General features: G+C 68.5%; 13 protein-coding genes. 2 read left to right on the top strand and 11 right to left on the bottom strand.

All coding sequences use genetic code 11. From position 1 onward, the window contains the following. Positions 1-52: 52 nt before the first annotated feature. The 9 genes from pssA to KCH48_RS09795 all read right to left on the bottom strand — a co-directional run bounded on the left by pssA (position 53) and on the right by KCH48_RS09795 (position 11,012). A complete protein-coding gene (pssA, locus tag KCH48_RS09755) occupies positions 53-874 on the bottom strand; it encodes a CDP-diacylglycerol--serine O-phosphatidyltransferase (protein WP_210572267.1) in 822 nt (273 codons plus the stop codon). Positions 875-896: 22 nt separating this feature from the next. After that, complete coding sequence (locus KCH48_RS09760) at positions 897-1,553, bottom strand: phosphatidylserine decarboxylase (protein ID WP_210572070.1); 657 nt, start codon at positions 1,551-1,553, stop codon at positions 897-899. A gap of 171 nt (positions 1,554-1,724) precedes the next feature. Next, positions 1,725-2,930 (bottom strand): acyl-CoA dehydrogenase family protein, encoded by a 1,206-nt coding sequence (locus KCH48_RS09765; RefSeq protein ID WP_210572072.1) that lies wholly within the window; start codon positions 2,928-2,930, stop codon positions 1,725-1,727. A gap of 2 nt (positions 2,931-2,932) precedes the next feature. Next, positions 2,933-3,445 (bottom strand): MaoC family dehydratase, encoded by a 513-nt coding sequence (locus KCH48_RS09770; protein ID WP_210572074.1) that lies wholly within the window; start codon positions 3,443-3,445, stop codon positions 2,933-2,935. Between the two features lie 15 nt (positions 3,446-3,460). Further along, the gene (locus tag KCH48_RS09775; protein WP_210572075.1) at positions 3,461-4,423 is read right to left on the bottom strand and encodes a CoA ester lyase; all 963 of its coding nucleotides are present in this window, start codon (positions 4,421-4,423) and stop codon (positions 3,461-3,463) included. Next, the gene (locus tag KCH48_RS09780; protein WP_210572076.1) at positions 4,420-6,447 is read right to left on the bottom strand and encodes a protein meaA; all 2,028 of its coding nucleotides are present in this window, start codon (positions 6,445-6,447) and stop codon (positions 4,420-4,422) included. Before KCH48_RS09780 ends, KCH48_RS09775 begins: the two co-directional genes overlap by 4 nt. A 9-nt stretch (positions 6,448-6,456) precedes the next feature. Next, complete coding sequence (ccrA, locus tag KCH48_RS09785) at positions 6,457-7,794, bottom strand: crotonyl-CoA carboxylase/reductase (RefSeq protein ID WP_210572269.1); 1,338 nt, start codon at positions 7,792-7,794, stop codon at positions 6,457-6,459. A gap of 415 nt (positions 7,795-8,209) precedes the next feature. Beyond that, positions 8,210-9,022 (bottom strand): TetR family transcriptional regulator, encoded by an 813-nt coding sequence (locus KCH48_RS09790; protein ID WP_210572077.1) that lies wholly within the window; start codon positions 9,020-9,022, stop codon positions 8,210-8,212. 184 nt (positions 9,023-9,206) lie between these two features. Next, positions 9,207-11,012, bottom strand: a complete 1,806-nt coding sequence (locus KCH48_RS09795; RefSeq protein ID WP_210572078.1) for a 3-hydroxyacyl-CoA dehydrogenase family protein — start codon at positions 11,010-11,012, stop codon at positions 9,207-9,209. Positions 11,013-11,383: 371 nt separating this feature from the next. Between KCH48_RS09795 and KCH48_RS09800 the strand changes: the two genes are divergently transcribed. After that, on the top strand, positions 11,384-11,959 hold the full coding sequence (locus KCH48_RS09800) for an adenylosuccinate lyase (protein WP_210572079.1): 576 nt from the start codon (positions 11,384-11,386) through the stop codon (positions 11,957-11,959). 119 nt (positions 11,960-12,078) lie between these two features. Here KCH48_RS09800 and KCH48_RS09805 read toward each other — a convergent pair whose 3' ends face one another. Both KCH48_RS09805 and KCH48_RS09810 read right to left on the bottom strand, forming a co-directional pair. Further along, positions 12,079-13,650 (bottom strand): alpha/beta hydrolase, encoded by a 1,572-nt coding sequence (locus KCH48_RS09805; RefSeq protein ID WP_210572080.1) that lies wholly within the window; start codon positions 13,648-13,650, stop codon positions 12,079-12,081. Positions 13,651-13,786: 136 nt separating this feature from the next. Then, positions 13,787-14,824: an Rv2578c family radical SAM protein gene (locus KCH48_RS09810; RefSeq protein WP_210572082.1), complete on the bottom strand. Its 1,038-nt coding sequence runs from the start codon at positions 14,822-14,824 to the stop codon at positions 13,787-13,789. A 169-nt stretch (positions 14,825-14,993) separates the two neighbouring features. On the opposite strand from KCH48_RS09810, the gene KCH48_RS09815 reads away from it, so the two are divergent. Then, positions 14,994-15,437: an SRPBCC family protein gene (locus tag KCH48_RS09815; protein ID WP_210572083.1), complete on the top strand. Its 444-nt coding sequence runs from the start codon at positions 14,994-14,996 to the stop codon at positions 15,435-15,437. Positions 15,438-15,504: the final 67 nt, after the last annotated feature.

Raw genomic sequence — 15,504 nt, forward strand, 5'->3', positions numbered from 1 at the left:
CACGTAGGGCCCGAACCAGATGGTTCGGGCCCTACGTGTTGCTGACCAGTGTTTACGGCAGCTGCGCCGCCCGTGCCTCACGCCGGTTGTCGCGGAAGTTGTTCACCCGGCGGGCCGTGGCGAACAGGGGGATCACCGCGCCCATGACCAGCTGCAGAGCACAGCCTGTCTGGAGGAGGAGCTGTCCGCCGGGAGCGCCGAACGCCCAGGCCGCGAGGAGGCCCATCCCCAGGACGATCCAGGTGAGCATCGCGACCGCGAGACGGCCCCGCGGCTTCGGGTACTCGACTCGGCTCACCATCAGCCAGGCCGTACCGAGGATCGCCAGGAGCGTCGCCACGAAGGGCAGCTCCAGAAGCACGATCGAGACCACCGTCAGCGCCCCGAAGGGGCTCGGCATGCCCTGGAACATGCCGTTCGGCGGTGTCACGCACGAGAAGCGGGCAAGCCGCAGCACCACCGCCAGAAGCACCACGACCGCTCCGACCGCGGCCACCTTCTGGTACGCGTCGTCCGCGACCATGCCGTAGACCAGGACGAAGTACGCCGGGGCCAGACCGAAGCTGACCAGGTCCGAGAGGTTGTCCAGCTCGGCGCCCATGGGGGAGGAGCGCAGCTTGCGCGCCACCAGGCCGTCGAACAGGTCGAAGACCGCCGCGCAGAGCATCAGGATGACCGCCGTGGCCGCGCTGTTGCGGGCCATGCCGGTTTCCTGGCTGTCGGTGAGGTGCGGGATCAGGATGCCGGTGGTGGTGAAGTACACCGCCATGAAGCCGCACGTGGCGTTGCCGAGGGTGAGGGTGTCCGCTATCGAGAGGCGGAGAGAAAGAGGCATCTCCTCCTCTTCGTCCACCACCTCGTCGGCCTCCGGCACCCAGCCCGCCTGAGTCTCAGGATCAGTCACGGTCAATGCGAGTCACCCCAGCCACGGTCTTCTGCCCGACCTCGACCGCGACCTCCACGCCCTCGGGCAGGTAGATGTCGACACGCGAGCCGAAGCGGATCAGACCGATCCGGTCACCCTGCTCGACCTTCGTGCCCTGCGGTACGTACGGCACGATGCGACGGGCGACCGCGCCGGCGATCTGGATCATCTCGATGTCGCCGAGTTCGGTGTCGAAATGCCAGACTACGCGCTCGTTGTTCTCGCTCTCCTTGTTGAACGCCGGAACGAACCCGCCGGGGATGTGCTCGACCGACGCCACGGTACCGGCGAGCGGAGCACGGTTGACGTGGACGTTGAGCGGGCTCATGAAGATCGCGACGCGGGTACGTCCGTCCTTCCACGGCATGATGCTCTGCACCACACCGTCGGCCGGCGAGATGACCCGGCCCGTGGCGATCTCGCGCTCGGGGTCGCGGAAGAACCACAGCATGCCCGCCGCGAGCGCGGTGGCGGGTACGGCCACGGCTCTGGCGGCGCCGGAGCGGCGCGCGCGGACCAGGCTGAGGGCTGCGGTGGCGACGGTCGGGAGAAGCCACGGCGATGCTCCGCGCGCCAGGCGTACGCCTGCCAGGCTGTCGCGTGGTGCAGAGGTTTGGCTGTGGGGCATGGATGACCTTCGTAGCGGATGATGCCGCGCTGCGTGAGGGGGACGGCGGCTTTCACGCGATCGTACCGGTCGCGGGCTACAACTGGGCAAGCCAGGAAGCCGAGTCGGCAGCGGAAGAGTGTTGACGGGGTGTGATCTTCTTCGCGAAGAAAACACCCCCAACCCGGACATCTAGCCCTGGAGTCGATACTCTTCGAGCAGCCTGCGACCGATGATCATTTTCTGGATCTCGGCGGTACCTTCACCGATCAGCAGCATCGGAGCCTCTCGGTAGAGGCGCTCGATCTCGTACTCCTTGGAGAAGCCGTAGCCGCCGTGGATCCGGAAAGAGTCCTCGACGACCTCCTTGCAGTACTCGGAGGCGAGGTACTTCGCCATCCCAGCCTCAAGGTCGTTTCGTTCTCCGGAGTCCTTTTTGCGTGCCGCGTTCACCATCATCGCATGCGCGGCTTCGACCTTGGTAGCCATCTCGGCCAGCTTGAACTGGATCGCCTGGTGCTGGGCGATCGGTTTGCCGAACGTGTGACGCTGCTGGGCGTACTGGACGCCGAGCTCGAAGGCACGCTGCGCGACACCGCAACCACGCGCCGCCACGTTGACGCGGCCGACTTCCACGCCGTCCATCATCTGGTAGAAACCCCGGCCGGTCCGGCCGCCGAGCACGCGGTCGGCCGGAATGCGCAGGCCATCCATGATGAGCTCGGTGGTGTCGACGCCCTTGTACCCCATTTTGTCGATCTTCCCGGGGATGGTGAGGCCCGGACGGACCTCTCCGAAGCCGGGCTCCTTCTCGACGAGGAAGGTCGTCATCGACTTGTGGGGGGCGGTGCCCTCGGGGTGTCCTTCGTCACTCTTCACAAGGACGGCGACCAGAGTCGACGTACCGCCGTTCGTCAGCCACATCTTCTGGCCGTTCAGGACGTACTCGTCGCCGTCCTTGACCGCCTTCGACGTGATGGCCGACACATCGGAACCCAGCGCCGGCTCCGACATCGAGAAGGCGCCCCGGATGTCACCGGCCGCCATCTTCGGCAGGAAGTAGTCCCTCTGCTCCTCGGTGCCGTGCTGCTTGAGCATGTACGCCACGATGAAGTGCGTGTTGATGATGCCGGACACCGACATCCAGCCGCGGGCGATCTCCTCGACACACAGGGCGTACGTCAGAAGGGACTCGCCCAGGCCGCCGTACTCCTCCGGAATCATCAGGCCGAACAGGCCCAACTCCTTGAGGCCGTCGACGATCTGCTGCGGGTACTCGTCGCGGTGCTCCAGCTCGGTCGCGACCGGGATGATCTCCTTGTCCACGAAGTCGCGGACCGTGGACAGGATCTCCTGCTGGATGTCCGTCAGACCGGCGGTCTGGGCGAGTCGCGCCATGGCTACTTCTCCTGCTCCTTGAGCTGGGGCCGGCCGGGCTGCTCGCCGCCGCGCTCCTTGATGTACGTCTCGGTCGGCACCATGACCTTGCGGCGGAACACGCAGACCAGCGTGCCGTCCTGCTTGTAGCCCTTGGTCTCGACGTGGACGATGCCGCGGTCGTTCTTCGACTTGGACGGCCACTTGTCGAGCACGGTCGTCTGGCCGTAGATCGTGTCGCCGTGGAAGGTCGGCGCCACGTGCTTGAGCGACTCGATCTCCAGGTTGGCGATCGCCTTGCCGGAGATGTCCGGCACGGACATGCCCAGCAGGAGGGAGTAGATGTAGTTCCCGACCACCACGTTCTTGCCGAAGTCCGTCGTGTTCTCGGCGTAGTTGGCGTCCATGTGGAGCGGGTGGTGGTTCATGGTGAGGAGACAGAACAGGTGGTCGTCGTACTCCGTGACCGTCTTGCCCGGCCAGTGCTTGTACGTCGCCCCGACCTCGAACTCCTCGTAGGTGCGTCCGAACTGCATCGCGCTCAGGCCTCCTTAGTTGTCGGGGGTCTCGAACTTCGACGTGCGCTGCATGCCGGCCGCACGGCCCTTGCCGGAGATGACCAGCGCCATCTTGCGGCTGGCCTCGTCGATCATCTCGTCGCCGAGCATCGCGGAGCCCTTCTTGCCGCCCGCCTCGGACGTGTAGTAGTCGTACGCGTCCAGGATCAGCTCGGCGTGGTCGTAGTCCTCCTGTGAGGGCGAGAAGATCTCGTTGGACGCCTCGACCTGGCCCGGGTGCAGCACCCACTTGCCGTCGAAGCCGAGGGCTGCGGCGCGCTGGGCGACCTCGCGGTAGCCGTCGATGTTGCGGATCTGGAGGTAGGGGCCGTCGATCGCCTGGAGGTTGTTGGCGCGGGCGGCCATCAGGATCTTCATCAGGATGTAGTGGTAGGCGTCCGCCGGGTAGCCGGGCGGCTGCTCGCCCACGACCAGCGACTTCATGTTGATCGACGCCATGAAGTCGGCCGGGCCGAAGATGATCGTCTCGACGCGCGGGGAGGCCTGGGCGATCTCGTTGACGTTGTTCAGACCCTGGGCGTTCTCGATCTGCGCCTCGATACCGATCTTGCCGACCTCGAAGCCCATCGTCTTCTCGATCTGGGTGAGGAGGAGGTCCAGGGCCACCACCTGCTGGGCGTCCTGGACCTTCGGCAGCATGATGCAGTCCAGATTCGGGCCGGCGCCCTCGACCACCGTCACGACATCGCGGTACGTCCACTCGGTCGTCCAGTCGTTGACACGCACGACCCTCGTCTTGCCCGTCCAGTCGCCCTCGTTGAGGAACTTGACGATGGTGTGCCGCGCCTCGGGCTTGGCCAGCGGCGCGCACGCGTCCTCGAGGTCGAGGAAGACCTGGTCGGCGGGGAGGCCCTGCGCCTTCTCCAGGAAGCGCGGGTTCGAGCCCGGTACGGCCAGGCAGGAGCGCCGCGGGCGAAGGCGGTTGACGGTCGTCATGCGGGGACCTCCAGGGGGTCGAGCTTGTTCGCTTTCCGGATCTCGTCGACGATGCGGCCGATGATTCCGGTGATGTCGAAGTCCTTCGGGGTGAAGACGGCGGCCACACCCGCGGCCCTCAGCTGCTCGGCGTCGCCATTGGGGATGATCCCACCGGCGATGACAGGTATCTCTGTGGCACCGGCCACATGGAGGCGTTCCAGCACGTCCGGCACCAGCTGTGCGTGCGACCCGGAGAGGATCGACAGGCCCACCGCGTGCACGTCCTCGGCGATGGCCGCGTCCACGATCTGCTCCGGGGTGAGCCGGATGCCCTGGTAGACCACCTCGAAGCCGGCGTCACGCGCGCGTACGGCGATCTGCTCGGCCCCGTTGGAGTGCCCGTCCAGGCCCGGCTTGCCCACCAGGAAGCGGAGCTTGCCGACGCCGAGGTCACGGGCGGTCTCGTCCACCCGGCGGCGGACGAGCGCCATCGCGGTGCCCTCCTCGGCGGTCACCGCGACCGGCGCCGAGGACACGCCCGTCGGCGCCCGGAACTCGCCGAACACCTCCCGCAGGGCCCCGGCCCACTCGCCGGTCGTGACCCCGGCGCGGGCGCACTCCAGGGTGGCCTCCATGAGGTTGGCGGTGCCCTTCGCGGCCTCCTTCAGCCTCTCCAGCGCCTTGCAGGGGCGCGGGTGGTTGAACGGCGGCTGGTAGCGCGTCTCACGCCAGCGCTCCAGGGCGTGCACGACGCGCGCCTCGACCGCGGGGTCGACCGTCTGGATCGCGGCGTCCAGGTCGGCCGTGAGCGGGTTCGGCTCGGTCGACTCGTAGATGTTGACGCCGACGATCTTCTCCTGGCCGGACTCGATCCGCGCGCGGCGCTCGGCGTGGGACGCCACGAGCTGCGACTTGAGATAGCCCGACTCGACAGCGGCCATCGCGCCGCCCATCTCCTGGATCCGCTCGATCTCCGCGAGGGACTCCTCGACGAGCTGCGCGACCTTCGCCTCGATGACGTGCGAGCCCTCGAAGATGTCCGCGTACTCCAGCAGGTCGCTCTCATGGGCGAGCACCTGCTGGATGCGCAGCGACCACTGCTGGTCCCAGGGGCGGGGGAGCCCCAACGCCTCGTTCCAGGCGGGAAGTTGGACGGCACGCGCGCGTGCGTCCTTCGAGAGGGTCACCGCCAGCATCTCCAGCACGATCCGCTGGACGTTGTTCTCCGGCTGCGCCTCGGTCAGGCCGAGGGAGTTGACCTGGACGCCGTACCGGAAACGGCGCTGCTTGGGGTTCTCGATGCCGTACCGCTCGCGCGTGATCTCGTCCCAGATCCGGCCGAACGCCCGCATCTTGCACATCTCCTCGATGAAGCGGACGCCCGCGTTCACGAAGAAGGAGATACGGGCGACGACATCGCCCATGCGTTCCTGCGGCACCTGGCCGCTGTCGCGCACGGCGTCGAGCACGGCGATGGCGGTGGACATCGCGTACGCGATCTCCTGCACCGGCGTGGCGCCCGCCTCCTGCAGGTGGTAGCTGCAGATGTTGATCGGGTTCCACTTGGGCATGTGGGAGACCGTGTACGCGATCATGTCCGTCGTCAGGCGGAGCGACGGCCCCGGCGGGAACACATGCGTCCCCCGCGACAGGTACTCCTTGACGATGTCGTTCTGGGTCGTCCCCTGGAGCTGGGTGATGTCGGCGCCGTGCTCCTCCGCGACGACCTGATAGAGCGCCAGCAGCCACATGGCCGTGGCGTTGATCGTCATCGAGGTGTTCATCTGCTCCAGGGGGATGTCCTGGAACAGCCGGCGCATGTCACCGACGTGCGACACCGGGACGCCGACCCGGCCGACCTCGCCGCGGGCGAGGATGTGGTCCGGGTCGTAGCCGGTCTGCGTCGGCAGGTCGAACGCCACCGACAGCCCCGTCTGGCCCTTGGCGAGGTTGCGCCGGTACAGCTCGTTGGACGCCTCGGCCGTGGAGTGACCGGCGTACGTGCGCATGAGCCACGGCCGGTCCTTCTGACGCTCAGTCATGTGCCGACCTCAGATGTTGCGGAAGCGGTTGATGGCGTCGACGTGCTTCGCGCGCTTCTCCGCGTCGCGCACGCCGAGACCCTCCTCGGGCGCCAGGCACAGCACACCGACCTTGCCCTGGTGGAGGTTGCGGTGCACGTCGTAGGCGGCCTGCCCGGTGTCCTCCAGGGAGTACACCTTGGACAGCGTCGGGTGGATCTTGCCCTTCGCGATGAGCCGGTTGGCCTCCCAGGCCTCGCGGTAGTTGGCGAAGTGCGAGCCGATGATGCGCTTCAGCGACATCCACAGGTAGCGGTTGTCGTACTCGTGGTTGTAGCCGGAGGTCGAGGCGCAGGTGACGATCGTGCCGCCCTTGCGGGTCACGTACACGCTCGCACCGAAGGTCTCGCGGCCCGGGTGCTCGAAGACGATGTCGACGTCCTCGCCGCCGGTGAGTTCACGGATGCGCTTGCCGAAGCGCTTCCACTCGCGCGGGTCCTGGTTGTGCTCGTCCTTCCAGAACTTGTAGTCCTCGGCGGTGCGGTCGATGATCGCCTCGGCTCCCATGGCCCGGCAGATGTCCGCCTTCTGTTCGCTGCTGACGACACAGATGGGGTTGGCGCCGCCAGCCAGCGCGAACTGCGTGGCGTACGAGCCGAGTCCGCCGCTCGCACCCCAGATCAGGACGTTGTCGCCCTGCTTCATGCCGGCGCCGTTGCGGGAGACGAGCTGCCGGTAGGCGGTGGAGTTGACCAGGCCGGGGGCCGCCGCCTCCTCCCAGCTCAGGTGGTCAGGCTTCGGCATGAGCTGGTTGGACTTGACCAGCGCGATCTCGGCGAGGCCGCCGAAGTTGGTCTCGAAGCCCCAGATGCGCTGCTCGGGGTCGAGCATCGTGTCGTTGTGGCCGTCGGACGACTCCAGTTCGACGGACAGGCAGTGCGCGACGACCTCGTCACCGGGCTGCCAGGCGTTGACGCCGGGGCCGGTGCGCAGGACGACGCCCGCGAGGTCGGAGCCGATGATGTGGTACGGCAGGTCGTGGCGCTTGGTGAGCTCGCTGAGCCGGCCGTAGCGCTCCAGGAACCCGAAGGTCGACAGGGGCTCGAAGATCGAGGTCCACACCGAGTTGTAGTTGACCGAGGAGGCCATCACGGCCACCAGGGCCTCACCCGGGCCGAGTTCCGGCACCGGGACGTCGTCCAGGTGGATCGACTTGCGGGGGTCCTTGTCGCGGGTGGTGAGCCCGGCGAACATCTCCGTCTCGTCCTTGTGCACGGTGATCGCGCGGTACGACTCGGGGAGCGGCAGGGCGGCGAAGTCGGCGGGGGTCGAGTCCGGCGACTGGATCGCTTCCAGGATGTCCTTCACGGTCACGGTTTGCCTCCGGCGGTACGCGTCCTGAGGGAGGGACGCTGAGGGTTACGTCGGTGCTGCTGAGGGTTTTGTTCGGTGCCGTCGGTTCGGCGGTGGTGCTTCGGCAGCGCTTTGTGGCGCGGGAGGTTGCCTGTGACGCAGGCGTCCGGGCGCGCAGGCCGGAGGGGCTTGCGGGGACAGCCGACGTACGAATGGTCTCTGCACGCCGGCCGCCCGGACAACTTCAACGTATGACACCGCGTGTCACCCCGCAAGGCACTGAGTGCCAGAAGTTGCTCTCAGGTGAAATCTTTACGTAACAAATGAGCGATGATCGATCGAACGGCCCCTGAAATCTGCTCGAAAAGGGGCTCTGACATGCCAAAACGGCCACCCCGTGGGGTGGCCGTCGTCACGCTTGCGAAGAGGCTCAGCGCTCCTTGAGGGCCTGCTCGATGGTGCGCATGACCTCGTCCAGCGGTGCGTCCGTGCGGGCTACCGTCACCAGCACCTCGCCCTGTGTGGACACCGTCGCGGCGGCGGGCTTCGGGGTGGCGGTGCGTCCGGCGCCGATGCCCGTGCCGAACGTCCTGCGTACGATCGCGAAGGCGTGGTCCAGCTGTGCCTCGACGTCGCCCTGGCCCCCGGCCCGCAGCCAGCGCCGCAGCACATGGTTGTGGGCGGTGACGACGGCGGACGCGGCGACCTCCGCGAGCAGCGGATCATCGTTGGCGTCGTCGTCGTGGGCGTGCTCGTCGAAGTGGCCCAGGAGATAGCGGGTGAACAGACGCTCGTAGCGGGCCACCGAGGCGATCTCCGCCTCACGCAGGGTGGGCACCTCGCGCGTGAGCTTGTAGCGGGCGACCGAGATCTCCGGCCGGGCCGCGTACATCCGCATGACTTCCTTGATGCCGTTGCACACCGTGTCCAGCGGGTGCTCGTGCGCCGGCGCGGCATTGAGGACCGCCTCGGCACGGATCAGCGTGTCGTCGTGGTCCGGGAAGATCGCCTCTTCCTTGGAGCGGAAGTGCCGGAAGAACGTACGGCGGGCGACCCCGGCCCGGGCCGCGATCTCGTCGACGGTGGTCGCCTCGTACCCCTTGGTCGCGAACAACTCCATCGCCGCGGCCGCCAGTTCCCGGCGCATCTTGAGCCGCTGGGCCGCGGCACGGCTGCCCGCGGCACTCTCCGGCGCGTCGGACGGCGTGGCTGGTGTACGTGAGGACTTGGCGGGCTGGGGCATGACCCGAACGTACTGCATGTGCGCAGCTTGATGCGCATGTCCCTGGCTTCTCCCGCCCGCCCCGTCCGGGTTTCTCCCGCCCGCCCGGCCCTGCGGCCCCCCGCCCTGGAGGAGCGGGGGAACCGCGGTCGGATCGAGCAGGCCGCCCCAGTCCTCGGCGTCCCTGAACCAGTCGCCGGGACGATCAGCGCCGGGCATATTCGCGGAAGCCGCGGCCCGTCTTGCGGCCGAGGCAGCCCGCGGCCACCAGGTGCTCCAGGAGCGGCGCCGGAGCGAGGCCCGGGTCGCGGAACTCGCGGTGCAGGACCTTCTCGATGGCCAGCGAGACATCGAGGCCGACGACGTCCAGCAGCTCGAAGGGGCCCATCGGGTAGCCGCCGCCCAGCTTCATCGCCGCGTCGATGTCGTCCAGCGACGCGTAGTGCTCCTGCACCATCTTGATCGCGTTGTTGAGGTACGGGAAAAGCAACGCGTTGACGATGAACCCGGCCCGGTCGCCGCAGTCCACCGCGTGCTTCTTGATCTTGACGCAGACCTCGTGAACCGTCGAGTGGACGTCCTCGGCCGTGAGCACCGTACGGACCACCTCGACCAGCTTCATCGCCGGTGCCGGGTTGAAGAAATGCATGCCGATCACGTCCTGCGGGCGCGAGGTCGCGCGGGCGCAGGCGACGACCGGCAGCGAGGAGGTCGTCGTCGCGAGGACCGCGCCCGGCTTGCAGACCTTGTCCAGCGTCGCGAACAGCTGCTGCTTGATCTCCAGGTCCTCGGCGACCGCCTCCACGGCCAGATCGACCTCGGCGAAGGAGTCGTACGAGCCCGCCGGGGCGATCCGGTCCAGGGTCTGTGCGGCGGCCTCCGCGGTCATCCGGCCCTTGTCGACAGAGCGCGAAAGAGACTTGCCGATACGGGCCTTGGCGGCCTGCGCCTTCTCCTCGCTGCGCGCGGCGAGGACGACCTCGTACCCGGCCTTGGCGAAGACCTCGGCGATACCGGATGCCATGGTGCCGGAACCGGCGACACCGACGGAGCGGACGGGGCGGCCGGGGGTGTCCAGGCCGCCGGCCAGCGGGGTGAGCGCGTCCCGCACGACGGTCGCGCTGCCCGGAGCCTCGTAGGTGTAGAAGCCGCGGCCCGACTTGCGGCCGGTCAGGCCCGCCTCGCTGAGCTGCCTGAGGATCGGGGCGGGGGCGTGCAGGCGGTCGTGGGAGGCGGCGTACATGGCCTCCAGGACCGTACGGGCCGTGTCGACGCCGATCAGGTCCAGCAGCGCGAGCGGGCCCATCGGCAGTCCGCAGCCGAGCTTCATCGCGGCGTCGATGTCCTCGCGGGAGGCGTACTTGGCCTCGTACATCGCGGCGGCCTGGTTGAGATAGCCGAACAGCAGCCCGTCCGCGACGAATCCGGGACGGTCGCCGACCGCGACGGGCTCCTTGCCGAGGTCCAGGGCGAGGTTGGTGACCGCGTCGACGGCGGTGGGCGCGGTCAGCACGGACGAGACGACCTCGACCAGGCGCATCGCCGGGGCCGGGTTGAAGAAGTGCAGGCCCAGCACGCGCTCCGGGTGGGCCGAGTCGGCGGCCAGCCGGGTGACGGAGAGGGCGTTGGTGCCGGTCGCCAGGATCGTCTCGGGCCGGACGATCCCGTCGAGCTCACGGAAGATCTGCTGCTTGATCTCGTACGACTCCGGAGCCACCTCGATGACCAGCTCCGCGTCGGCCGCGGACCGCAGGTCGGTGGAAGTGCGGACGCGGGCGAGGATGTCCGCGCGCTCCTGCTCGGTCAGCCGGCCGCGCTCAACCGCGCGGGCGGTCGAGGACTCCAGGGCGGCGACGGACCGGGCGGCCGCGGCCTCGCTGATGTCGATGCCGACGACCTCGCGGCCGGCTTTGGCGAGGACCTCGGCGATGCCGGTGCCCATCGTGCCGAGGCCGACGACGGCAATGGTCTTGAGCGGGGACAGAGGGGTGTGGGACTGGGGAGTGGCCATCGCGGGACTCCTGGTGAGGGTGACGACTGGGAGCGCGACCGGGTGCGCCAAGAGGCGCACGCCGGTTGCCTGTTGAGGAGTGCGGGTGTTGCCGGGCTGCGAGCGCACACGCCCGGTGCCGGCACCGCGGGCGTGCACACGCCCGGGGAGCGGCGGATCGACCGGCCCTGTCCCGGAGCCGGGTCCTGCTGAGGTACGCGATGTACCGAACCGACCAGCACTCACGACGGCTGCGTCACCAGGCCGTCATAAGCAAATCCGCGAGTGGGTAACTCGCTCGTCTGAGCTTAACCCGCGGGTAACGAGCGCGCCAGCCCCCGAGTTTGTGATGTAGGTCCCGACGCGACGGCGGCGCGTCTACGCTCGCCCTCATGGACGAAGAGTTGCGATCAGTCACGGAGCGTTTACGTCAGGAGTCGGCGGCATCGGCGACGTACGAGCACCTCGTCGCCACCGACGACCACGACGAACTGGCCGATGTGCTCACCGCGCCCGGACAGCCGCTGTGGGCCAGGGAGTTGGCCGCCTTCCGGCTGGGCCTGGCCGGCGACCGCCGCGCCTTCGAGGCTCTCGTCCTCCTCCTCAACCACCGCGACCCGCAGCGCTGCGCCTCCGCCGCCCACGCCCTGGCCCGCCTCGGCGACCCCCGCACCGCCCGGGCGGCAGCCGCCCTCGCCACCAACGAACTCCGCGTCGCCTACGCCCTCCACCCGGTACGCCTCCTCACCCACCTCGCCGCCCCCGAATCCGTCCCCGCCCTCATCACCACCCTGGAACGCCGCCTCCGCCCCCACGACCCCTACCGCAAAGTCGCCCTCGCCTGCGTGGACGGCCTCGGCACCCTGGGCGACCCCCGTGCAAGACCCGTCCTCAAAGAAGCCCTCGCCCACCCCGCCCTCGCGGAGGCAGCGGTACGCGCTCTGGCACGGATTCCGGAGGAGGGGTGAGCCGTCAGCCCGCGAGCTCCTTCATATAGCCGCCCGCTCGTAGAAGCGCCGCGCGCGGGCGTTGCCCTTGTGCCCATGGTGGGCCATGGGTCTGACAACGCCCGCCCCCGACGGTCCGCTCAGCCGCGGAAGCCGAGCATGCCGTGCAGTGTCGCGCCGCGGGACGCGGTCGACTCCGAGTTCAGCGGTTGAGGATCGGGCAGCGCGGCGCACACCGCGTCGGCCTCACCGCCTCCGCGCGGCACCGTGCCGTCGGTCAGATACGCCGCCAGGTGCTTGTCCAGACAGGCGTTGCCGCTCAGCGAGATGCCGTGGTTTCCGCCGCCCTGCTCGACCACCAGGCTGGAGCCGCGCAGCAACCGGTGGAGCGTCACGCCGCCTTCGTACGGAGTGGCCGCGTCGTCGGTCGCCTGGAACAGCAGCGCCGGCGGCAGCTTGCCGTTGGCGACGTTCACCGGGTCCAGCGAGTCCGTCGGCCAGAACGCGCACGGCGCGTTGTACCAGGCGTTGTTCCAGGTCATGAACGGTGCCTTCGCGTACACCGCCCAGTTGTCCTTGCGCCACTGGTGCCAGTCGCGTGGCCAGTCCGCGTCACGGCACTGCACCGACGCGTAGATGCTGTACCCGTTGTCGCCCGCGGGGTCGATGGCCGCGAAGTTCTCGTACGACTCGACCAACGGGTCGGCGTTCTTGTCGTTCACATAGGCCGCGAACGCCTCGGCGAGGTAGGGCCAGTAGCCGTTGTAGTAACCGCCCGGGAGGAAGGTGTCCTCCAGCTCGGTGGCGCCCACCTTCCCGCCGGCCGGCTTCTTGGCCAGCGCCGCCCGCATCGCGTACCACTTGGCCTCGATCCTGGCCGGGTCGGTGCCGAGCTGGTACGTCGAGTCGTGCTTGGCGACCCACGCCATGAAGGCGCGGTGACGGTCGTTGAAGGCGTAGTCCTGGTCGAGGTTGTTCTCGTACCAGACCCCCGTGGGGTCGACGATCGAGTCCAGGACCAGACGTCGTACGCGCTCCGGGTAGAGCTTCCCGTAGACCGCGCCCAGATAAGTCCCGTACGAGTAGCCGAAGTAGTTGATCTTCTTCGCGCCCAGGGCCTTCCGGATCGCGTCCATGTCTCGCACGGCGCTGACCGTGTTGATGTACGGCAGCACATCCGCGTACTTCTGGCCGCAGGCCTTGGCGAAGGACTTGGCGCGGACGAGGTTGGCCTTCTCGATCGCCGGTGTGCTGGGTACGGAGTCCGGTCGCACCGGGTTGAAGTAGCCGGGCGAGCAGTCGAGGGCGGGCTTGCTCGCGCCCACCCCGCGCGGGTCGAAGCCTATGACGTCGTACTGGGCCGCGACCGCCTTGGGCAGTGTGGAGGCGACGAATCCGGCGAGCCCCAGACCGCTGCCGCCGGGGCCGCCGGGGTTGACCAGCAGCGGGCCCTGGTACGTCTTCGCGGTGTGCGGGACGCGGGACAGAGCGAGGGTGATCTGCCGCCCGTGCGGCTTCGCATGGTCGAGCGGCACCTTGAGGGACGCGCACTGGAGCGTCGGATAGTCGGTGGTGCCGCATTTCTTCCAGCTGAGTTTCGCGGCGAGTGCGGTGTCCGTGGCCTGCGGGGCGCTGGCGTCGGCGGGGACGGCCGTGACGGTCCCGGCCAGCACGACGGCGGCGCCGCAGAGCAAGGCTGCGCGTTTTCTCATGGAGTCCTCCCAGGACGGAGGGGTTTCGGACCGCGAGGGTCACGGTCCACGCCGCATCGTCCCGGAAAGCGCCCCCGGAAGAGCATGTTCTGGCAAGACTTGACCCAATCGGGTCGCGAGATGCGCCAGAACGCTCCTAAATGAGCGAAAGTTGGGTCGGTTCGGTCAGATCCGGTCCTACGGGGTCAGGTTCCCGGACCCGTCGCGGCATGCCCCCGTCCGCGGGGCCGATGCCGTACTCCTGGGCCAGTTCATGGACCTGACGGGTGATCCGGCGCTGGTACCACTTCGGCGCGTACGCACCGGCCGCGTACAGCCGCTCGTAACGACGCACCAGATACGGGTGGTGCTGGCCCAGCCAGGCCATGAACCACTCGCGTGCGCCGGGGCGCAGATGCAGCACCAGCGGCGTGACCGAGGTGGCCCCGGCGGCCGCGATCGCCCGCACGGTCGCCCGGAGCCGGTCCGGATGGTCGCTCAGGAACGGCAGCACCGGCGCCATCAGAACCCCGCACCCGATGCCGTGCTCGCCCAGGGTCCGTACGACGTCCAGCCGGCGCTCCGGCGCGGGCGTGCCCGGCTCGACGGTGCGCCACAGCTCGGGGTCGGTGAAGCCGACCGAGACGGAGATGCCGACGTCCGTCATCCGGGAGGCCTGCTTGAGCAGTTCGAGGTCGCGCAGGATCAGTGTGCCCTTGGTCAGGATCGAGAAGGGGTTCGCGTGGTCGCGCAGGGCGGTGAGGATGCCCGGCATCAGGGCATACCGTCCCTCGGCACGCTGATAGCAGTCGACGTTCGTGCCCATCGCGATGTGCTCGCCCTGCCAGCGGCGTGAGCCGAGCTGACGGCGCAGCAGCTCCGGGGCGTTCACCTTGACCACGATCTGGGAGTCGAAGTCGATCCCGGTGTCGAGGTCGAGATAGGTGTGCGTCTTGCGGGCGAAGCAGTAGACGCACGCGTGCGTGCAGCCCCGATAGGGGTTGACCGTCCAGTCGAAGGACATGCGGGAGACCCCCGGCACCCGGTTGATGATCGAGCGGGCTCGCACCTCGTGGAAGGTGATCCCGCGGAACTCGGGCGTGTCGAAGGTGCGGGTGACCACAGAGTCCGCGCCGAACAGCGCGGCATCGGTCTGGCTGCCGCCGGACTTCACTGTGAGGTTCTCCCAGCGCATGACGCCTCCTCGGTAGCGGTGCGTCCCGATTGAAACACGTGTTCGAATTATCGGGCAAGGGCAGTTTCTGATCGCTTCGGACGCCCGGGGGCACCCCGATTTGGGCCGCCGGGGAGCGGGGTGGTTGGCTTGCCCCCGCCCCCGAAAAACCAGGTCCTGGAGGAAGTCAATGGCGCAGGTCGAGGCCACTACGGAGCGGGTCGTCGCGGCGGACGCGGAGAAGGTGTTCGACGCCCTCGCCGACTACAGCGGCACCCGCGCGAAGCTGCTGCCCGAGCACTTCAGCGAGTACGAGGTGCGCGAGGGCGGCGACGGCGAGGGCACCCTCGTGCACTGGAAGCTCCAGGCCACCAGCAAGCGCGTGCGCGACTGCCTCCTGGAGGTCAGCGAGCCCACCGACGGCGAACTCGTCGAGAAGGACCGCAACTCCACCATGGTCACCACCTGGCGGGTCACCCCGGCCGGCGAGGGCAACTCGCGGGTCGTCGTGCACACCACCTGGAAGGGTGCCGGCGGTATCGGCGGCTTCTTCGAGAAGACCTTCGCGCCCAAGGGGCTCGGCCGGATCTACGACGCGGTGCTCGCCAAGCTCGCCGCCGAGGTCGAGAAGTAGCTCAAGGTGCCTGTTTCTCAAGGCCGTTGGCGTCTCACCGGTTCGAGTGGAACTCCTGGCCGACCGG

This window comes from Streptomyces sp. GESEQ-4 (assembly GCF_017948455.1).
Lineage (GTDB): Bacteria > Actinomycetota > Actinomycetes > Streptomycetales > Streptomycetaceae > Streptomyces.